Origin of the sequence: Formicincola oecophyllae (assembly GCF_006542395.2) — a bacterium.
GTDB classification, from domain to species: Bacteria; Pseudomonadota; Alphaproteobacteria; order Acetobacterales; family Acetobacteraceae; genus Formicincola; species Formicincola oecophyllae.
Genome location: NZ_CP038231.1, coordinates 447,454 through 467,634 on the forward strand (window position 1 = coordinate 447,454; position 20,181 = coordinate 467,634).

The 20,181-nt window shown below is 59.3% G+C and carries 13 protein-coding genes and 1 pseudogene; 3 read left to right on the forward strand and 11 right to left on the reverse strand.

Features of this window, described 5'->3' with window-relative positions; all coding sequences use genetic code 11:
• Positions 1–99: 99 nt before the first annotated feature.
• From E3E12_RS01975 to E3E12_RS02000, 6 genes are all read right to left on the reverse strand, one after another.
• Positions 100–1,827: an efflux transporter outer membrane subunit gene (locus E3E12_RS01975; protein WP_141443998.1), complete on the reverse strand. Its 1,728-nt coding sequence runs from the start codon at positions 1,825–1,827 to the stop codon at positions 100–102.
• Positions 1,827–3,488 (reverse strand): efflux RND transporter periplasmic adaptor subunit, encoded by a 1,662-nt coding sequence (locus E3E12_RS01980; protein WP_408869931.1) that lies wholly within the window; start codon positions 3,486–3,488, stop codon positions 1,827–1,829. The genes E3E12_RS01975 and E3E12_RS01980 overlap by 1 nt, the downstream gene beginning before the upstream one ends.
• Positions 3,485–6,745: an efflux RND transporter permease subunit gene (locus E3E12_RS01985; RefSeq protein ID WP_141442831.1), complete on the reverse strand. Its 3,261-nt coding sequence runs from the start codon at positions 6,743–6,745 to the stop codon at positions 3,485–3,487. Before E3E12_RS01985 ends, E3E12_RS01980 begins: the two co-directional genes overlap by 4 nt.
• Positions 6,746–7,009: 264 nt before the next feature.
• A complete protein-coding gene (locus E3E12_RS01990; protein ID WP_141442832.1) occupies positions 7,010–8,584 on the reverse strand; it encodes a sensor histidine kinase in 1,575 nt (524 codons plus the stop codon).
• A gap of 23 nt (positions 8,585–8,607) precedes the next feature.
• Entirely contained in the window at positions 8,608–9,405 is a 798-nt protein-coding gene (locus tag E3E12_RS01995; protein ID WP_141442833.1) for a response regulator transcription factor, read from the reverse strand.
• Positions 9,406–9,518: 113 nt separating this feature from the next.
• Positions 9,519–10,058 carry a hypothetical protein gene (locus E3E12_RS02000; protein ID WP_141442834.1) on the reverse strand — a complete coding sequence of 180 codons (540 nt, stop codon included), beginning with the start codon at positions 10,056–10,058 and terminating at the stop codon, positions 9,519–9,521.
• Between the two features lie 617 nt (positions 10,059–10,675).
• On the opposite strand from E3E12_RS02000, the gene E3E12_RS02005 reads away from it, so the two are divergent.
• Positions 10,676–11,476: a YfdX family protein gene (locus tag E3E12_RS02005; protein ID WP_141442835.1), complete on the forward strand. Its 801-nt coding sequence runs from the start codon at positions 10,676–10,678 to the stop codon at positions 11,474–11,476.
• Between the two features lie 214 nt (positions 11,477–11,690).
• Here the strand turns inward: E3E12_RS02005 and E3E12_RS02010 are convergent, their stop codons facing one another.
• On the reverse strand, positions 11,691–13,361 hold the full coding sequence (locus E3E12_RS02010; protein WP_141444000.1) for an efflux transporter outer membrane subunit: 1,671 nt from the start codon (positions 13,359–13,361) through the stop codon (positions 11,691–11,693).
• Positions 13,362–13,511: 150 nt separating this feature from the next.
• Between E3E12_RS02010 and E3E12_RS02015 the strand changes: the two genes are divergently transcribed.
• The gene (locus E3E12_RS02015; RefSeq protein WP_141442836.1) at positions 13,512–14,207 is read left to right on the forward strand and encodes a TetR/AcrR family transcriptional regulator; all 696 of its coding nucleotides are present in this window, start codon (positions 13,512–13,514) and stop codon (positions 14,205–14,207) included.
• 104 nt (positions 14,208–14,311) lie between these two features.
• Here E3E12_RS02015 and E3E12_RS02020 read toward each other — a convergent pair whose 3' ends face one another.
• Positions 14,312–15,832, reverse strand: a complete 1,521-nt coding sequence (locus tag E3E12_RS02020; protein WP_286206911.1) for a DHA2 family efflux MFS transporter permease subunit — start codon at positions 15,830–15,832, stop codon at positions 14,312–14,314.
• 323 nt (positions 15,833–16,155) lie between these two features.
• Positions 16,156–17,184: pseudogene (locus tag E3E12_RS02025) on the reverse strand (HlyD family secretion protein); the annotation flags it as partial.
• 312 nt (positions 17,185–17,496) lie between these two features.
• On the opposite strand from E3E12_RS02025, the gene E3E12_RS02030 reads away from it, so the two are divergent.
• Positions 17,497–18,378, forward strand: a complete 882-nt coding sequence (locus E3E12_RS02030) for an oxidoreductase (protein ID WP_141442837.1) — start codon at positions 17,497–17,499, stop codon at positions 18,376–18,378.
• On the opposite strand, the gene E3E12_RS02035 is transcribed toward E3E12_RS02030, so the two are convergent.
• Together E3E12_RS02035 and E3E12_RS02040 are read right to left on the reverse strand one after the other, a co-directional pair.
• A complete protein-coding gene (locus E3E12_RS02035) occupies positions 18,355–19,041 on the reverse strand; it encodes a hypothetical protein (protein WP_141442838.1) in 687 nt (228 codons plus the stop codon). The two genes, E3E12_RS02030 and E3E12_RS02035, sit on opposite strands and share 24 nt — an antisense overlap.
• A 44-nt stretch (positions 19,042–19,085) precedes the next feature.
• The gene (locus E3E12_RS02040; RefSeq protein WP_240810541.1) at positions 19,086–20,177 is read right to left on the reverse strand and encodes a bifunctional 5,10-methylenetetrahydrofolate dehydrogenase/5,10-methenyltetrahydrofolate cyclohydrolase; all 1,092 of its coding nucleotides are present in this window, start codon (positions 20,175–20,177) and stop codon (positions 19,086–19,088) included.
• Positions 20,178–20,181 lie beyond the last annotated feature (4 nt).

A 20,181-nucleotide genomic window follows, 5' to 3' on the forward strand; every position in this document is an offset into this window, starting at 1 on the left:
TATGGCTAGGACACCTCCCGCGTTTCTGGAAATTCCCAGCCTAGAGCCTTCGCCAGCTTCCGTCAAGGTTGGGATAGGGTGATTCAACCCGGCCCCTCCCTACCACCAGCGCACAGGGCCATCCGCAGGCAGTCTGGAACCGCCTTCATCATTCCCAGATTTTTCGCTGCCCTGCGCTGCGGAAGAACTGGGCAACGGGGCCTGCACTGGCAGGGGGGAGGCAAGGTTGCTGTCCACCTTTGGTGGCGCCAGCCCCTTGAAGTGCACCCCATTGGGGACGCCGCCTACAGAGAGCGCGTAATGGAGGCCTTCATATTGCAAAGGTCCCACCGGATCGATCTGCGCGATGGTTGGCATGTCTGAAGCGCGCCAACCACCACCAAGCGCCCTGATGAGACTGACAGTGGATTGCAGCTGCTCCGTTTGAGCGGAGACCTCGTTCAAGCGCGCCTTGAGAGCATCCTGCTGTGCCACCAGGGCATCCAGGTAGTTGGAGAGGCCACCTGTGTAGAGTGCCATGGTCATGGACTGGGTGCGCAAGGCCGCCTCCACAGCGCGGTGGAGCTGGCGGCGTTCACGCGCGTAAAGCTTGGTGCGGCTGAGGTTGTCCTCCACCTCCTTGAAGGCTTCCAGGACGGTGGCGCGGTATTCGTCAAAGCTCTGGCGGTAGGATGACCATGAACGTTGCAGCGCAGCCCGTCGCAACCCACCCGTGTAGACACGCTCAGCCGCTTGGATGGCCACGCGCCACATCGCCATGGCCATTTGGGCTAAATCGAAACCCCCATTCTGGAAACCGCCAGAGGCACTGAGGGTGATGTGGGGGTAAAAGGCCGCCCGCGCCACGCCGATGCTGGCCACCGCGCCTGCCAGCTGGCGTTCTGAGGCCGCGATGTCTGGGCGGCGCTCCAACAAAGTGGAAGGCAGGCCCGGTTCTATGGGCACTTCCTTGATGCGGATGGTGAAGCCAGGCATCGGTTTGATGTGGAATGCCGCTGGCGTGGTGTTGAGGAGCACGGCAATGGCGTGTTCCGTCACGGCGCGCTGGGCCTTCAGGTGGCTGAGCGCCCCTTGCGCGCTGTAGAGCTGGTCTTCAGCACGGGAGACGTCAAGCCCAGCGCCGATGGCCCCGCCTTGCCGCATACGGGTGATGTCTACAGCGGCGCTGAAGTAACGGATGGAATCGCGGTAAACGGCATCCTGCGCATCAAGACCACGCAGGAGGATATACTGCCGCGCCAACTCAGACTGAAGGCTGAGGCGCGCATTGGCATAGTCAGCTGCCGTGGCTTGGGCTTGGTTCTTCTCCATGCGGGTTGTATTGCGGATAGAATCCCAGAAGTCAGGCTCCCAAGTGGCTGCGCCTTGGTAGCCCTGGTTGGATTCATATTCCAAGCTGTGGCTGCGGCGGCTGAAATACAGCCGTCCCAACGAACCCTTGTTGTAGCTGGCCCAGGCGGAACCTGCTGACTGAGGGTAAAGCAGGGCCTCGCTTTCGCGTGCGACGTCACGTGACTGCAGGAAGGCTTCAGCGGCTGCCTGAAGGTCTGGATTGCTGGTGGCCAGTTTCTCTTCCATGCGGTTGAGCAAAGGATCATTGAAAACCGTCCACCACGGGCCGCGCGGCAAAGCGTCAGCTGGGATGGCCTTGCCCATATTGCGAGGCCAGCGCACAGCGCCATGGGTACTGTCGCTCCAGACATCTGGGAAAGTGAGTTTAGGCGCTCCCTTGTACGTTGGGGCCATGTCACACCCTCCCAACACCACAAGGGGAATGAGAACCAAAGTCGCCGCGTGCCGCAAGCGGTGAAGGTGCCTTTTGACCATCATGGCGCTGACGGGCTTGGCTTGACTTGCGCCGCACCATGACCTGGCTTGCCGGCCCCGCTCAACCCTTCTGCCTTAAGCGATTCAGTCGGGCTGGGCACAAGGCCTTTTTGGTGGGGCAGGACGGGAGCCGCAGCATGGCGCCCTCCCTTGGTGGCGCCACCCTTAGTGGTTTGAGCGGCTTTGGCTTTGGTGCTTGCAGGTGAAGGTAGCCCACCTTTTTGCTTGGCTGATGAGGGGGCAGAGCTAGGAGCGGTTGCACCCTTGGTGGCCTGGGAGGGTGGTGGCTTGTCTGGCAAAGCTTCTGTCATGCTGGTTGGTTCAGCTGCCAGGCGCCGCAGCTCCGCAGCGGGATCAGTGGCTGGGGCGGCTGGCATGGGCACTGGCTTGGGAAGGACTGCTGGGGCGTTGTAGCCACGAGTTGGTTTGACCAGGCGCACTTTGTCGCCGTCTAGAAGGTCCGCCACAGGGTTGGCAATGACTTTGTCACCTGGCTTCAAGCCCGTGATGATTTGACTTTCCAACCCTAGATCAGTGCCGACCGTTACATTATGGATGACGGCACGATTGTTTTTGACCATGGCTACCTGCATGCCATAGCCTCTAAAAATGAGGCTGCTGGTTGGAAGCAACAGGATGTTCGGGTCTGAAGGCGCCACGATGTGGGCAGTCGCATAGGAATTGGGCCAGAGGGCGTCATCCTTGTTTTCCAGCCAAAGCTCGGTGGTGACAGTGCGTGTAGCTGCATTGAAAGCGCGTGCCGTGGCCAGGAAGTTGGCGTGGAACTTCCGCCCAGGGTATTGAGGCACTGTGAGCTCCGCACTGATTTGAGGGCTGATGGCAGCCGCGTAATCCTGGGGGACGGAAACGAAGACGCGCATTTTGCTGATGTCTGCCACAGAGAACAGGGCACCGCTTCCACCATGGGTGTTGAGGCTGCCGCCATTGTCACTGACGTAATCGCCGATATTGACAAAGCGCGCCGTCACGATGCCGTCAAAAGGGGCCACGATTCTCTTGAAGTTCTCAAGCGCCTGGAAACGCTCCACTTCATGGGAGGCAGCTTCGAGTGAGGCCTTCTCCGCTGCTGCGTTGGCCGCCTGGACGTCCACCTCCTGCCGGGAGACAGCCTGGGTGCCTTTGAGCGCGTTCCAGCGTGCCGCCGTGATGAGGGCGAGGTGGTAACGGGCCAGTACAACGTCATAGTGCGCTTTGGCTGCCGCGAACTGGGCGTCAAGGCTTGGCGTGCTGATGAGGGCTAGCACCTCTCCCTTTTTCACGCGTGCGCCATAATCAGTGTACCAGGCTTTTACATAGCCAGAGACCTGGGCGTAGATGGGGGCTTCATACCAGGCAGCCAGGTTGGCTGGCAGGTCAACTGAACGGGTAGCGGGGCCTTTGTGGGGTGAGATCAGCACAACGGGCGTTATGGCGTTTTGGTGCGTCTCCTTGGTGAGGAGGCCATAATGCACCAAGCGTTGCGTAATGCCCCACGCTGCCAGGCCAGCCATGGCCAACCCCACCGTAACTCCGACAAAAAGCAGTGGCGCGCTTTTGCGCAAGCGCAGGTAACGCCCCAGGAGCCCTTTGGTGGGGGGAGTGTCAGACTTCTGGGTTGCTGGCGCAGCGCCTTCCGGAAGCTGGTTGTCCTGTGTGCTCATGCCAGATGCTCCCTGCCGGTTGGTTCGTCTGTTGGGCCACCAGGCCCTGAAGGCGTTGACGCGCCCTGTTTTGAAGCTTTGCCCCCCTTATTGCCGTCAGGGGTGACCAGTGCGAACACGCAAGGCACGAAAAGCAGCGTGGCAATAGTGGCGCAAAGCAAACCACCAATCACTGCTTTGCCTAAAGGTGCGTTGGCGGAGTTGCTGGTTGCCATGGGGATCATGCCCACCATCATGGCCAGGGCCGTCATCAAAACGGGGCGGATGCGTTCATAGCCAGCCTCCACAGCAGCTTTGAGGGGGTTGGCGTGCGCATCCATGCGTTCACGTGCCATGGCCACCACCAAGATAGAGTTGGCCGTTGCCGTGCCCATGCACATGATGGCCCCTGTGAGGGCTGGCACGGAAAGGGGAGTGTGGGTGAGGAACAGCGCCCAGGCGATTCCAGCCAAGGCCCCTGGCAGGGCCATGATGATGACGAAGGGGTCAAGCCAGCTCTGAAAATTCACCACGATGATGAGGTAAACCAGCACAATGGAAAGGGCCAGACCACTGATGAGCTGACTGTAAGCGGAGAACATGGTCACCGCCTGGCCACGCACCACCATGGTGCTGCCATGGGGCAGGTTTTTGCGTTCCTGCGCCACCAGCTTGTCAACGGCGCTGGCCACGCTGCCCAGGTCAAGCTTCTCTGGGCTGGCGTAGATGTTGAAAACAGGCATGATGTTGTAATGCGAGACCTCCCCAGCCGTTCCACCGGGAATGAGGTCGGCCAAGGCGCCCAGGATCTGCGGGTTGGCGTTGGTGGGGTTGCCATTGCCCTTGTCCACGGGCATCAGCTCCAGCTCATTGAGTGTCTGGAGGTAGTTAGCAGGCACCTGGACGTCAATGAGCTGCGACGTGCCCATGCGGTTGAGATAATAAGTCTGCCCCACTTGCCCAGAACCCGAAAGCGCCACAAGGGCGTTCCAGGCGATGTCGCGCTCCGTCAGTCCGGCCCCCATGGCGTAGGAACGGCGGGCGTGGATGGTCATCATGGGTTGGTTCATCGGCTCCTGAATGACCACATCCGCAATGCCGGTGATTTTCTTGAGCCTGTGAACGAGGTGGACGGCAAAGCTGTAGTTAGCTTCCAGGTTGCGCCCTACGATCTGCACATCAATGGGTGCTGGCAAACCAAAGTTGAGGATCTTGGCTGTAAGATCCGCAGGCTGGAACGTGAAAATCGTGCCTGGGAAGGCTTGGGTCAGTTCCGTGCGCAATTGCTGCCGGTAGAGGTTGGTTGGGCTTTCAGGGTCCTTGAGCTGCACCGTCAGGTCGCAGTCCTGTGGCCCTGTAGTAGGGGAGGGGATCATGGCCTGGTTGATCTGGCTTGTAGGCAGACCGCAGTTGGTGACCACCGTCTCCACCTGGCCTGGCAGGGTTTGGCGGATCCTCTTCTCCACCAGGCCGCTGATGAGGCCGGCCTGCTCCAACCGATAGCCTTGGGGCGCACGCATGTGGAGCTGAAGGGTGTCAGACTTGATTTCAGGGAAGAAGTCCTCCCCCACGAACAAAAGCAACCCTAAGCTTGCTAGGCTCATGCCCATGAAAACGGTGATGAACGCTTTGCGGTGGTGCACAAGCAGCCCAAGCACACGCCCATAGCCTTCACGGAAAACGGTGAACAAACGTTCAAACCCTTCCTGGAAACCCACCAGCATCGCCCCCACTGGCCCTGGGCCTGAGGGCAGGCCTTGGGCCTCACGTGCGGCTGCGCGTTCCTCCGCCTTTTTCTGGCCATTGAGCAGGTACATGGCCATGGTTGGCACCAAGGTGCGCGAAAGAATGAAACTGGCGGCCATGGCAAACACGATGGCCTCGGCAAGGGGCATGAATAGCCAGCCAGAGACACCAGTCAGCTCAAATAAGGGCAGCCACACAATGCAGATGCAGGTTGTGGAGACGAAAGTCGGCACCACAATTTGGTTGGCGGCGTCAATAATGGCGTCTTCAATGGATTTCTGCATGTGCAGGTGATGGTCGATGTTCTCAATCATCACGGTGGCGTCATCCACCAGAATGCCCACAGCCAAAGCCAAGCCGCCCAACGTCATGACGTTGATGCTCTGCCCCGCCAGTGACAAGCAGATGAGTGCTGAAAGGATGGCCAAAGGAATGGAAGTGGCCACAATTAAAGTGAAGCGCCACGATCCCAAAAACAGGAGGACCGTCAAGCTGGTCAGGAGGGCCGCCATGAGCATTTCACGCATGACGTCCGTGACGGACTCTTTCACGAAGCCTGAGGCATCCGTCAGGATGCGCATCTCCGTGCCTTCAGGCAAAGTGGTGCGGACTTGAGGCAGCAGCTTCTTGATGCCAGCGACCACCTCCAGCGTGGAGGCGTTGCCAGACTTCATAACCACGATCATCACTGCTTGCTGGCCCCGCACCAGAACGGCGTTCATCTGGGGGGGGCCACCTTTGTGCACCCAGGCAACATCGCGCATGTAGATGACGGAATTGCCCACTTGTTTGATGGGCATTTTGTTAAACTTGGCGATGTCGAGCGGGGCCGAGTTGGTCTTCACCAACAGATCGAGCTTGCCCACCCTTTGGTCCCCACCAGGCAGAACGATGTTCTGCTGGTTGAGGGCATTGGCCACATCAACAGGTGAAAGCCGGTGCGCCAACAGTTTGACGGGATCCAGGTCCACCATGATATCAGCAGCCAGGCCGCCATAAGGGGCGGCGATGGCCGTACCAGGCACTGAGACCAGCTGTGGCCTGATGAGGTTGGAGGCCATGTTGTAAATTTCAGATCCTGACATGTTCGGGTTGTTCACCTGAATGGTCAGGACAGGCACTGAAGAGGCGTCCATGGCGAGGATGAGAGGGGGCGTTGCCCCTGTTGGCAGCTGCTTGATGACGGTCTGCGAAACCGAGGTGATCTGCGTTTGCGCTACCGCAGGGTCTGTTCCGGGTTGGAAAAAAATGCGAACGATGCCGCGCCCGTAATAAGAATTGCTTTCGATATGCTCGATGTTGGCCACGGTGGCCGTGAGCGTGCGCTCATAATAATAGACGATGCGCCCAGCCACCTCTTCAGGCATCAAGCCAGTGTAGCTCCACACCGCCGCCACCACAGGAATACGGATAGCGGGGAACACGTCAGTCGGGGTGCTGAAAATCGACCGCACCCCGAAAATGACGATCAGGATGGAAAGAACCACAAAAGTGTAAGGACGCTTGAGCGCTGTGATGACAATGGCGTTCATGGGCGTCTCTCAAAGCAGGAAACAGGAAGCTGATGGGGCGTAAAGCAACATGGTATTTCCAGCGTGTTGCCCCGGAAAACCCTCTCCAGATGGGTGGTGCCCGTTATCCCACGGGTATGGCATAAGGTGGGGGCAGCAGGTTTCAGTGGCGTGCAGACTGGCATGGCGCCAGCTTACCGGCCAATCGTGGTGGGGTTGTGGCAGCAAGCCGCACGGCGCTTCAAGTGCTAGCTTGCCCAGGCTGAGATGGCGTTTGTAGAGGGTTCATTCCTGCGTTTTGGGGAAAATGATCTTGAAGCGCGCCCCATAGGGCAAAGGGGCTGGCGCCACAGGGTTGCAGTGCAGGGGGCCAGCAGTTCTATCCGTTTTGGGTCCTGTTTTCCCTCCTACCTGCTCTGTGCAGGTGGTGGGGGCGCCATCCATAATGTCAATGCGCGCACCATGCAGCCCTGCAATGGCCGCTACCAGGCTTAATCCCAGGCCAGAGCCTGGGACGTGGCGGCTTTTGTCAGCCCTGTAGAAACGCCCCAGAACATTCTTACGTTCCTCAACAGGGATGCCAGGCCCTGTGTCGGTGACGGAGAACCATGGCCCTATGGCGCCATTGCCAGCTTCAAGGATGATGGTACCCCCCCTGGGGGTGAACTTCATGGCGTTATCGAGAAGGTTGGCAACGACCTCACTCAACAGTCCTTCATCACCGTAAATTTCTACAGGTGACGAAGGCAGGTGCAAAATCAAATGTTGGTGACGTTCCTCCGCCGCGACTTCATAAAAGTCAGCGATATCACGCAACATGGCCACCAAATCCATGACGGCGAAACCCGCATGGCGCTGGGCGCTTTCTATCTCTCCAATGCGCAGAATGGCCGTGATGATGCGGAAGCAGTGTTCCAGGTCCCCCGTGCTGGCAGCGACCGCTTCCTCCACATGGTTGCGCTGCAAGGGGGGCAGGCTGGTGGCGAGCCTGGTCAGACGTTCCAAACGGGCACGGGCACGGGCAAGGGGTGTGCGCAAATCATGGGCGATATTGTTGGTGACGTCACGGATCTCCCCCACCAGTTGCTCCAAACGGTCCAACATGAAATTAACGGACATCGCCAAAGCGTCTATGTCGTCCTTGGGGGTGGCTGTGCCGGGGCGCACAGGCAGGCGCACGCCCAGATCACCTTCCATTACCTCATCAACAGCTTGGTGGATCGCGGCAACCCGCCCCAAAGCGCGGTGACTGAGGAAAAGCGCCCCTAGCAAAGCAAAGGCCACCACAGGACCGATGGAAAACAAGGCTGACTGCCGCAGCATGGCTTGCAGTTCAGCGGCCATGGTATGGCCGGAACGCTCCAGCACCAGGAAGCGCTTGGTGCCGTAAGGCCCCGGCACCTCATCAACCAGAAAGCGCATGAAAGTGCGCGTGCCATCAGGCAGGTTGACGGAAAGGCGCTGCATACCAGGGCGCGCGTCAAGCCCACGCGGCCAATGCCTGATGTCACCATGGATGCGCACCCGGTGAGCATCAAACAAGCCCGCCCCATTAAGAATAATGCGGAGTTCGTTGGTGTCGCGCTCCTGGAGGGAGACTTCCAAGCTGGAGGGCGATTCATGTTCAAGGACATCCGCGGAGGCCCGCAGAAGGTGGATATCGCGGTTGCGCTCAAACGTGTTCATGTGCGTGTAGAGGAGCAGGATCTGCGCGCACATGCCAAGGCAGATGACCAACGCCAACCCCAGCATGAGCCTGAAGGCCGATGCCCTGAAAAGCGCCCATGGCGCTGGGCGCCGCTTCAGCCTGGCTGGCAGTGGGGCATGGCTAGCGTCAGGGGGCTGGGCTGGAGGGGCCACGGCAGGCAATAGCCTTCACCCCTTCACGCGCCGTTGCCGGCTACGGCTGAACCGTCATGGGCAGCGGGTGCAGGTGGCGCCTCAGGGATGTTAAGGCGAAATCCTGCCCCTCTGATGGATTCAATCATGGGGTCTTCGCCTGCGCCATCCACTTTGCGGCGCAGCTTGCCAATATGGACGTCAACGAGATTAGTCTGTGGCACGAAACGGTAATGCCACACATCCTCCAGGAACATAGTGCGCGTCAGCACAGCGCCTGGGCGGCGCATCATATATTCCAGAAGCTTGAATTCCCGGGGCAGCAGTTCGATTTCACGCCCATCACGGCTGACGGTGCGTTCAATCAGGTCCATTTCCAAGGGCCCCACCCGCAGCCTTGACTGCCGCGTTTCTACCGGGCGGCGTAGAAGGGCCGCTAGCCTGGCGGAAAGCTCCCCCATGGCAAAGGGCTTAGTGAGGTAGTCATCACCCCCTGCATGAAGGCCATTGATGCGGTCATCCACAGCTGAAAGGGCCGAAAGCACCAGGACAGGTGTTTGTACGTCACGCGCCCGTAACTGCGCGAGCACACTGAGGCCATCCAGCCCTGGCAGCATCCTGTCCATAATCATAACGCTGAAGGGCGCTTCAGGCCCCAATGCCATTTCAAGCGCCGTTGGGCCATCCGCCGCCCACAGGACCTGATAGCCAGCCTCAGCCAAGGCCACCTGGATCTCATGGGCCAGGGTTTCGTCATCTTCCACCAGCAGTACTTTAACCGCATTTGGGGTGCCTTGGGGGGAGGGGGCCACGCTGGGGGCCTGCCTGATGTCATTTGCCATAACAGTTCTCACTCATAGCATGGGCTGGCCCCAAACACCCAACATCTGGGGCGGACTGGAAACCGCGCAGCAGTCCCTCCACCTGCCTCCCCCAGCAAAGAACCCGGGACGCTTCAGAAGCCTTCCTCATCATCCATGCGGACAACCACTTTACCAGAGAAGTACTTGTTCAGCGGTAATGGCGCTTCACCATAGCCGTGGTCAAGACGCACATCCCCATTGGCGCGCGTGTGAATGGTGTTGAAGCCAGTGCCAGTGGTATGGTTGATGTCAGCGCTCAACTGGTATTCCACAGTGCCATCCTCACTGCTGTCGTCTGGCCCCATGACCAGGCGCAGCTTGAGCGTGTAGGCGCTGACCTTGTAAGGGCCGTTACCCACTGAAACGGAAACGGTTTTGTGGCGGTTCTTGAAGTCAGGCCCGACATCAACCTTGATCACGGTGGGCTGGGGCTGACTGCCGGCCACCACAGGCGTGGGCACAATGGTGGTGCTGACTGTATAGGCCTCATTAAAGGCTTCCGCCTGTGCAGAGTATGGCATCACGGCCCAGACAGCGCCCAGAAGCGCTGGCGCCACCATGATGGGCATGGCGCCCTTCTGCAGAAGCTGTCTGATCCTGAAGGCGGCGGGTGCAGGGATGAACGTCGTCATGACGGCGGCGGTTCCTTGTCTAATGCAGATGGCCGTTCCCGCGTGAAATGTCCTTTCTGAGCAAGCTGAGGTGGAAACGGCACAGGACAGGTTCCATAAGACAGCATTTAAGAACTGGTCGAAAAGCTTTCGCTGGCGATATGAACAACATTTCCCCTTGAAGGTGCCCCAATCACAAATTTGGTAGCAGCGCTGTGACCAACCAGCAACGCATGATCAATGCATGATTCAGTGACACACAGGGCTGAGGGGTAGAAACAGCGCCCCCAAGAACGCACGGGCTGTTTGGGAAGTGCCATGGGTGCGCTGTAGCCAGGAAACTTCGCCCCTCGCAAGGCTTAGTCCAGCTTTGCCCAGGCCTTGCTTTTCACCCCTTTGCGCAGGGTGGGACAATACTTGCCCCCCATGGTGCGCAAAGCCTTTAAATCAGGTCAAAACGCTTTTCTTCTAGGAAGGGAGCAGTTTTTGGGCCAGAATGAACGCCGCCAGCACAGCTGGCCAGCTAGTGCGGCCACAGGCCGTCACATCCCCAGGCTCATCTGGCCTGGCTTCCACACAGGTGCGACCTGTGGGGAAACCAGGGAGAGCCGGAACCATCACCACCAGAGGGACAGTTCATGTCTTTGACCAAATCTCTCCGCTTCTTGGCGCTTCCGGCCCTGCTCGCCGGGACTACACTGGCTGCCCTGCCAGCCGTGGCAGCAGATGCTCCTGCCGCCCAGCCTGCCAGCGCCCACCAGTCTAAACTGGCCCACCCCATCAAAGCTATTGAGCACGCTTGGGAACGCCACGAGGCGCGCGTGTCTTTCCGTCATTTGTCCGTTGACGGCCAGGCGGCTCTTCTGGGCATCCTCAAAGCGCAGCAGGTTCTGGGCGCCAACGACACGGCCGGCACCATCCGCATCCTGGAAAAGGTCGCTTCTGACCTGAATTCCGCTGGTCGCGCCGAAACCAAGTTCATGGCCGCTGAGACTGACCTGCACCCAGGCACCAAAACCGCTGTGGAGCAGGCCAACCAGAAAGCCAGCGCCCAGACTTGGATCCCCGTTGGCGGTGAATTCATCGCCAGTGAGGAACTGGCCCCTGAAAAGAAAGCCGCCATCGCCAAGGCTAACACCCAGCTGCGCGCCGGCCAGGCGGATGAAGCCCAAAAAACCCTTGAGGTTGTCGGTTCCGACCTGGACTTCATCATCGCGCTGGCGCCGCTGGCCCCCACTGAAGGTGACGTGACCCGCGCCCTGCAGTTCGCCAAAGCCAACCAGCCTGCCGCGGAAAAAGCCGCTCTGAATGACGCTTTGAACGCCTTGGTTTTCGTGTCTGAGAACTTTGTTACCAGCATGCTGCCAGCCAACGCGCCTTCCAAGGCTGCACCAGCCAGCGCTGCGCCTGTGGCCCCTGCCGCCCCCGCCAAAAAGTAATTTCTTGACCGGAATCCCCCATTCCACTCTGTAGGGTGGGGTGGAAGCTGAAAAGCGGCCTCCCCTTTGTGGGAAGGTCGCTTTTCTTTTGGTCACTCTGAACAACCCCACCCTTAGCGCCCTCAAAAAACAGAGGGCATGGGCATGGCGTGCGCTTAAGCCACCTGTGGCCTACTGAGCTTAGTAGGACCCGCACGGATGGGGCCCTTATTTTTCAGTGCGGGGCTGGTGTGGGCACCAAGGCATCCACCGCAGCAGCTGGAGCGATGGGGGGGCTGACCACGCCAGGAAAATGGAGGCTATCGCCACCACCACCCTGCTGCGCGGCAGGGCGGGTCTTGTAGCTGTTCTCAACACCATTGGCGGTTTGGTTGACGGCTTCCTCCTCCACAGCGTTGGCCAGTTTCACGTCCTTGCCTTTATCGGGCAACACGTCTTTCCAACCACCACCCAGGGCATTGTAAAGCTTGGCCATGCCATCAGCTAGGTCCGCGTCAGATTGCGCTGTGGCCATCTGGGCATTTTGCAGGTCCGTCTGCGCACTGAGAACATCAAGGTAAGTGGCCAGGCCAGAACGGTATTGACTGGTGGCCAAGGTTAGGCGGCGCTTGTTGTCACGGGCAGTTCCCTCAAGCCCGATTTTGCGGAACTGCCCTTCGCGGTAGGCCACCAAAGCATTGTCCACTTCATGCCAAGCCTTCAGGACGGTTTTGCGGTAAGTGACCGCAGCCTCTTTCTGTTGTTCCTTTTTCAGGCGCAGCTGCCCCCACAGACGTCCACCCTGGAAAATGGGAATGGTGATGGCAGGCCCGACATTCCATGTGCGTGCACTCCACATGGCTAAATCCTTGAAGGATAGGGTGGACATGCCAAAATTCGCATCAATGGTGAATTTTGGATAGAAATCAGCTGTGGCCTGCCCTGTCTCAGCCACTGTCTGGCGCAATATGGCTTCAGCCTCACGGATGTCAGGACGGCGGTGCGCCAACTCTGATGGCAGACCAATGGGAACCTGGGGCGGCACAGCTGGAATGGGGCTGATGCCAAGCTCCATGTCCAAGGCGTGGGGCTCCTTGCCAAGCAGCATAGCAATGGCGTTCTGTTCCTGGCTGATGGCCTGGGTCAAGCCGTGCTGGGCGACTTCCACCTCATGAAGGCGCGCTTGCATGGCTTCCACATCCACCTCAGAAACCAACCCTGTGCGGTAACGATTGGTGGTGAGGTTCACCAACCCCTCCACTGTGCCATGAGTGGCGGCCAGGATAGCGGCGCGCTTCTGATCACCGCGCAGATGTAGGTAATCGCGCGCCAAATCAGCCTGGGAGGCAATCAGGACTGTCCGCCGATGCCAGGCGGAAGCATCCGCAATGGCCTTGGCAGCCTCGTATTGCCGTGCCACGCGCCCCCAAAGGTCAACCTCGTAATTGGCGTCAACACCGTAGTTCCAAGCGTTGAGGAGTGGAATCTCAGCATCTTTGGAGGATTGCCCAACCATGCTACCAAAGGGGCCAGGCGAGCTTTTGCCGATGCGGTGCAGGATTTCCTGCAGCTGCCGGCTTGAGGGCTGAGTGAGGCGGTACTGGCCCTGAATGCCCATCATGGGGAAGCGTTCAGCACCAGCGATCATCATCTCAGCGCGTGAGGAGCCAAGGTTGGCCGTTGCCTGCTGCAAATCCAGGTTCTGGGTGGAGAGGTCACGTTCCAGCTTGGTCAGTTCCGGATCGCGGAAAGAGTTCCACCAAGCATCGTCAAAGGGCTGTTCAACCACTTCACTCAAAGGGGCTGGGGTGTTGGGCTGCCCTGCGCCCTTGTAACTGGCTGGGGCGGCTGGGTTGGGTTGGTGGTAATGCGGCCCAACCATGCAACCTGACAAGGTGCCAGCCATCAGCAGGGCCACGGCCGCCTTGGCAGCTGGTTGCCGCCTGGGCGCTTGTCCTGACCGAACTGTTCGGTCACTATGCGTTTCCCCTGCCGTTCCGGCGCCTGGCGGCTTGTCCCGGCCCCCACCGCTGATCCTTGTTGGATGACTTAACTGATGCCTGTACCCGCTGATGCTGTTTCCGCTCATTTCCAAAACCCTTCCACCCTTCATGACAGCATTTCCCCCACCGCGTTGCCGCTCAGCCCTGCCTGCCAGAAACGGCGAGCCCAAATCATCAAAGGGGCTGGCAAAGTCTTCCTGAGGCTTGGCTACGAAGGGGCTTCGATGTCGGTCATCGCGCGCGAGGCCGGCGTTTCCAAAGGGGCGCTCTATAACCACTTCGTCAGCAAGGCTGAGCTGTTCACGGCCTTCTTTGAAGACACTTGCCGCACCAAGCTCGATGCCATTGAAAGCCTGCCCCGCACCAACGACGTCCCCCTGCAGGCGGCCCTTGAGGAAGCGGCCCTGATGCTCATCACCATGTTGAGTGACGCCATCGCGCTGGGGCTTTACCGCATCATCGTGGGGGAGGCTGAACATTTCCCCCACTTGGCTGACACTTTCTGGCGTTACGCCTATGCGCGCACCCTGGGAGGGCTGGCGCGCTGGTTTGAAGCGCGCATGGCCCTGAGCCCCGAACTGCTGGCTATTGAAGACCCTTACCTGGCCGCTGAGCAGTTCTGCATGATGTGCCAAACCCGCATTATCCAACGCAAGCGCTTCATGCTGCCTGTTGATGACAGCCCCCAAGCCATTCAAGCGATCGCCCAGCTGACCGCCCGCAGCTTCATGCGCATCCACGCTCCCTGAGCCCTTCAGGTCAGAAAACGCGGCGCATGGGGGTTTGACCGCTGGCCCTACAGGGAGCACCAGGTTTGGAAAGGGCCGGCCATATTTATTGGTGGAGGCCATGTTCAGTGCCCTCCTTTGGCTGGCCCACCACTGCGCGGGCCAGGACTGGCAAGGAAACAGAGGGGCACCACGCTGAGGGCCAGCATGCCCAAGATCTGGAACACCTCATTGTAAGCCAGCATGGAAACCTGCACCTGGAAGTCCTGGTACATATGGGCCACAGCGTAGGATTTGGCCCGCAGGGGTGCGAAACCATGCCACTGCGCCACCTTGTCCACATCCTGGATGTATTGCCGCATGGCCACGCGCCATGGGGCCGTGGCCGTGCCCAACTGATCCTGGTGGAGCTGGCGGGCCTCCGTCAGGCCAGCACCTGAATAGGAGATGGCCTGGCTGCCCAGGTAGTTGCGCACCATGGCGAACAGGGCCGAACCATCAGCGTTCAGTTCATCAGGCAGGGTCATGAACGCCAGCGTAGAAATGGGCACGAACAAAAAGGCCAAGGGCGCGGACTGCAGCAGGCGGCATTTGACCAGCCAGCCAAAGCTTGTGCCAGTGTAAAGCTGTGACGAGTAGAACAGCGACGTGGCCATGAACATGAAGCCAAACGCGATGATGTAGCGCAACTCCACCTTGCCCATCAGTTTCCCCACAAAAGGGATGAGGCAGATGATGACCACGCCCCCAGGCGCTAGGAGCATGCCAGCCAGCGTTGCCGTGTAACCCTGCACCTGCTGGGCGAACTGCGGCACGATAACAGCACCTGCGTAGAGGATCATGCCCATCGCTCCCACCAGAACCGTGCCGACGGCAAAGTTCCTGTCCTTGAGCACAGAAAGGCGGAGAAGCGGGTTCTTGGACTTGAGAAGCCAGATGATGGCCGCAATGGTGCAGGAGAAGCCGATGAGGGCCATGGTGATGATGAAGCCAGAACTAAACCAGTCGTCATCTTCGCCACGGTCGGCCATGATCTCCACACAGCCCAGCCCCAATGAAATCAAGCTGATGCCAATGACGTCAATGCGGCTCTTGCGGGCTTTCTCCCAAGGCGGGTCCTCCAGAATGCCAGCCACCAGGGCCGTTGTGATGATGCCAAAAGGCACGTTGACGAAAAACACCCAGTGCCAGGAGTAATTGTCCGTCAGCCACCCACCCAGAAGAGGGCCAAGCACAGGCCCCACAATGGTGGCGATGGCTGACAGACCAAAGGCTGCGCCGCGCTTGTCCGGTGGGAAGATGTCCAGGATGATGGATTGCTGGCATGGCTGCAGGCCGCCGCCAAAGAATCCCTGCAGCAACCTAAAGATCACTAGCATGCCCAGGCTTTGTGAAAGCCCACAGCAGAAGGATGTCAAGGTGAACATGCTGATGCAGATCATGAAGTAGCGCTTGCGCCCGAATGTGCGCGAAAGCCATCCAGAAATGGTCAGCACAATGCCGTTGGCCACAAGGTAGGAAGTCAGGGCCCAGGTGGCATCATCGTAGGAGCAGCCCAGGGCGCCGGCGATGTGCGGCAACGCCACGTTGACAATCGTGGTGTCAAGCACCTCCATGAAAGCGGCCATGGTGACCACAATGGCCACTAGCCAAGGGTTATATTTGGGCTTCCAGGCGGCACGCTCGGCTTCCGTGCCGGGGCTCCTCTCAGGGTTGCCCCCTGGGTCGTCATGGGTAATGGCTGTGCTCAAGGCTGCATACCCCTGGCGGCCTGTTTGGCAGTGCGGCCGGACGCAGGCATGTTCACTGGCGCCGTGGTGACGGGCTGGGCGCCAACAGGAGCCTGGCCGCCATTGGCCATCAGCATGGCATCCTGGTCATCCTGCGCGACAGAGTGGAAAGGCATCCCTGAGCCATTCAGGCCGCCTTCAGCTTTGCATAGGGCATTAACGTCACTTGGATGGGTGCTGACATCCACCACAGGCTCCACTGAAAGGCCAATCGCCAAGGGGATGTCCTTGCGCATGCCACAATCAATGAGGATCTTGACAGGAATACGCTGGACAATCTTCACGAAGTTGCCAGTGGCGTTTTCAGGCGGAAAAGCGCTGAAGGCTTCACCAGAACCCATCTGCAGGGAATTGACATGGCCACGCAGGTGCAGTTGCGGGTAAGCGTCCACATGTAGGTCGACCAGCTGACCAGGGCGCATGTTCTTCAATTGGGTTTCCTTGAAGTTGGCCACGATCCAGATGTCGCGCGGCACGATGGAGAACATCGTCTGGCCCACCGACACGTAATCGCCACGCTCCACGGCGCGTTGGGAAACCCAACCATCCCAAGGGGCGCGCACTGCCATCCATTCTACATTCAAGCGTGCGTGCTCTAAAGCAGCCTGCGCTGCCTTCATGTTGGCGTCCGCCTGGGAAATGTGGGCGTCAGCGCTGGCGATGTTGGCCTTAACGGGCAAGGCCTGCATCACATGGCCCTGCGCTTCCATCACAGCCGCCTCGGCAGCCTGCAGTTCGGCGCGCGCCGTGTCGATGTCAGCCTGGGAGGTGGCCGCACGCATGACGCGGTGCTGGCGGCCGTAATCGGTCCGCGCCTTGAAAAGCCTGGCCTTGGCTTGGCCCAATTCACCTTGGGCGACCTCAAGCTGGCCTGGGAAGTTCTTTGAAGCCACCAACAGGCCAAGCTTGTAGGCTTTCAAGTCAGCCTGGGCCTGCACAACAGAAGCTTCAGACTGTTTCAAGTTGGCAAGGTAATCACGCCCATCAATCGTGACCAGCAATTGACCCTTGTGAACGAATTCATTGTCATTGACTAGGAGGTTGCTGACGTAACCTGCCACATGGGGCGCAATGCCAACCTTGCGGCCCGTGGTGTAGGCATCGTCTGTGTCCACCTCGTTGCGGTGGAGGAACATCCACATGCCAATGCCCAGCACGACCAGCACCATCAGGATGGCAATGGCGATCTTCTTGGCCGTGGGGCTCATCTTCTCCTTCTTCTCAGGCTCCATCATAGCTTCTGGAGAAGTGGAGGGGGATGAAGGCGCTGGCGCAGCGCTCTGATTGTCATCAGTGGAATGGGTGGGCATTGCGCATCCTGCTCTGGTGATGGGCGGGAAACCGTCTGGATGGTGACCAATCGGTCATTTCAAGGTTTTGCACCAATTGCACAGCAGCGCTGCCCTGGCAAGCCCCGCTTTGCCTGCCCCCACACTTAGGGAATCACGTATTCACAATGATTTTTGTTTGTTATCATGGGGTTCTAAAATTTTCTTGATAATCTTATAAAGGCCAATTCCATGACTTTCAGCAAAACTTATTTCTTGGCAGGCCATGAGGTAAACCGCATGGGCTACGGGGCGATGCAGCTTGCAGGCCCAGGCGTCTTCGGTCCCCCAGCCAACCGCGCCCAATGCGTAGAAGTGCTGCGTGAAGCCTTGGAGCTTGGTGTCAACCACATCGACACTAGCGATTTCTATGGACCGCACATCGTCAATGACATCATCCGGGAAGCCCTTGCGCCTTATCCCGCTGATTTGACCTTGGTCACCAAAGTGGGTGCCCGGCGGGACGCAAAAGGCGCCTGGCTACCTGCCCAAAGCCCTGGGGAAATTACGGCAGCTGTAGAAGACAACCTGCGCAATCTTGGCCTGGATGTGCTTGAGGTCGTCAACCTGCGCGCGATGTTTGACATGTTCCAACCAGCGCCTGGTTCCTTGCGGCCCCAGTTGGAAGCTTTGGCGCAACTGGTGCAGCGCGGCTTGGTCAAGCATGTTGGGCTGAGCAACGTCACCCATGACCAAGTCAGGGAAGGTTTCACCATTATGCCCATTGCTTGTGTGCAGAACCACTACAACCTTGTTCAGCACGCTGATGACCGCTTGATTGATGAACTGGCCGAACGCCAGGTGCCGTACGTCCCCTTTTTCCCACTAGGTGGCTTCACGCCCATCCAATCAGACGCTTTGAGCGCTTTGGCACAGAAATTGGGCCACACGCCCCATCAACTGGCCTTGGCGTGGCTGTTGCAGCGTTCTCCCAACATTTTGCTGATTCCTGGTACCTCCTCCCTTGCGCATCTTAGGCAAAACCTGGCCGCAGCTGACATCACCCTTGATGCTTCCACCTTGGCAATCCTTGATGGCATTGGCGCTTCATCACGCCCCAGCCGGGGAAGCTGATGGCTGGACCTTGCTCAAAGCGGTTTGGGTGAGTTGGCTCCACAGGGTCTCAGCTACCCCGTGCGCATCTAAAGGCTTGGCCTGGGAGGACAACGGCAGCGCCTGCCACACGGCCTGGCTTGAGGCATGTTCAAGAGGTGGGGCCAGAATGAAGCGCAATGGCTCAAAACCAGGGCGGCGCTTGCAGGCGCAAGGGGTGAGACTTTCCCAGCCATAGGTCTGGGCTGTGCCATCAAGCGCATAGGGACGCCAAAGCGTTCCATGGCCGTCCATGATGAGGGCAGGTTCCCCCACCATGGCTGTTTCAACCAAAGCAAGCCAAGGCCATCCTTGCGGCCCAGGGTCAAAGGGACCACGCACAGGGGGAGGACCAAGGCCTGGGTTGCTTTCTGGACACAAGGTCAACCCGCCTTGCAGCCATGCCCCCACTGTTGAACCGCCAGGCGCAGTGAGCTGCACCAAAGCTGCTGGGCTACCCGTGCCAAGGTCCGCCTGGAGGTCAAAGCACCCACGCCAGCCTGCTGCAGGCGCATTGTCCAGCGCCAAGCGCAGTAATGTGGTAGCGCCATGCCACATATCCTCAAGGGCTTGCTTGCGTTCTGTCTGTTGCTGTGAGGGGGGCAGCAGAAAAGCGTTGAGCTTCGCCAGGAACCATTGCCCCAAGGCTTGCCAACTGCCACGCTCAGCTATGGTGAGGTCCTGTTGCTTCAGGCGCCGAAGCTCCCCTGCATGTTTTCGCGCAAGCCCTTTTGCCAAGCGGTGGCTTCAAGGGTGTTGGACAGCAGGCAGGCTATGGTCATAGGGCCAACCCCGCCAGGCACTGGGGTGATGGCCCCAGCGCGCAGACGGGCGCCAGCCATGTCCACATCTCCCACCAAATGGGTTGGCTTGGCCTTTTCCCCTTGTTCAGCACGCGCGTTGGCCATCTCCGCCTCCGTGCGCTGAACGCGATTGATGCCGACATCAATCACAATGGCCCCTTCCTTCACCCAATCACCTTTGACCAGGCGTGGAACCCCTGTGGCCACCACCAGAATATCTGCCTGGCGGCACAGTTCAGGAACATGGCGTGAGGTCTTCTGCACCAACGTCACCGTGCAGCCCTGCTGCATCAAAAGCTGTGCCATGGGACGCCCCACCAGGGGGGAGGCGCCCACCATGACCGCGTGAAGGCCCGTCAAGCTTTCATGGCCAGTCAGGTGAGCCTGCGCCGCCTTGATGAGATAGAGGCAGCCCAAAGGCGTGCACGGCACAATCCCTTCAGGGTTTTGGTTTTCACGCTGCGCCACAGCCAAGCGCCCTGCATTAAGGGCGCCCAGCCCGTCAACGTCCTTTTCAGGGGCGATGGCGCCCAGCAAACGCAAAGGGTCCATGTGGGGCGGCAGGGGCAACTGCAGTAGAATGCCATTGACCACTGGATCAGCGTTCAGTCGTTCGATAAGGGCGTACAGATCCTCCTCAGGGGTGTCCGCCTCCAAAACATGCTTCCAGGAAGTCATGCCAGCAGCGATTGTGGCGGCTTCCTTGTGGCGCACATAGACCTCTGAAGCCGGATCATTGCCCACAAGAATAACAGCCAGGCCAGGTACCCCCTGCCCTGCTTGCTTCATGGCCGCCACAGCCCCTTTGACGCGCGCTTGCAAGGCCTGGCCATAGCTTTTGCCATCAATCAAGGCAGCGCCTTCAGACTGGGGGATAATGAAAGAGGGCTGGGAATCCTCATGGCCAGGCACCCTTGAAGCCCCCGACGAATTGCCGGCAGGGGCTGGTGATGGCATGATAGGGGTGCGGTCAGTCATGATG

What these genes read in the sequence shown, in the direction of transcription:
- E3E12_RS01975 (WP_141443998.1), bottom strand. Translation starts at nt 1,827, where the DNA reads ATGGTCAAAAGGCACCTTCACCGCTTGCGGCACGCGGCGACTTTGGTT.
- E3E12_RS01980 (WP_408869931.1), bottom strand. Translation starts at nt 3,488, where the DNA reads ATGAGCACACAGGACAACCAGCTTCCGGAAGGCGCTGCGCCAGCAACC.
- E3E12_RS01985 (WP_141442831.1), bottom strand. Translation starts at nt 6,745, where the DNA reads ATGAACGCCATTGTCATCACAGCGCTCAAGCGTCCTTACACTTTTGTG.
- E3E12_RS01995 (WP_141442833.1), bottom strand. Translation starts at nt 9,405, where the DNA reads ATGGCAAATGACATCAGGCAGGCCCCCAGCGTGGCCCCCTCCCCCCAA.
- E3E12_RS02000 (WP_141442834.1), bottom strand. Translation starts at nt 10,058, where the DNA reads ATGACGACGTTCATCCCTGCACCCGCCGCCTTCAGGATCAGACAGCTT.
- E3E12_RS02005 (WP_141442835.1), top strand. Translation starts at nt 10,676, where the DNA reads ATGTCTTTGACCAAATCTCTCCGCTTCTTGGCGCTTCCGGCCCTGCTC.
- E3E12_RS02010 (WP_141444000.1), bottom strand. Translation starts at nt 13,361, where the DNA reads ATGGCTGGCACCTTGTCAGGTTGCATGGTTGGGCCGCATTACCACCAA.
- E3E12_RS02015 (WP_141442836.1), top strand. Translation starts at nt 13,512, where the DNA reads ATGCCTGTACCCGCTGATGCTGTTTCCGCTCATTTCCAAAACCCTTCC.
- E3E12_RS02030 (WP_141442837.1), top strand. Translation starts at nt 17,497, where the DNA reads ATGACTTTCAGCAAAACTTATTTCTTGGCAGGCCATGAGGTAAACCGC.
- E3E12_RS02040 (WP_240810541.1), bottom strand. Translation starts at nt 20,177, where the DNA reads ATGACTGACCGCACCCCTATCATGCCATCACCAGCCCCTGCCGGCAAT.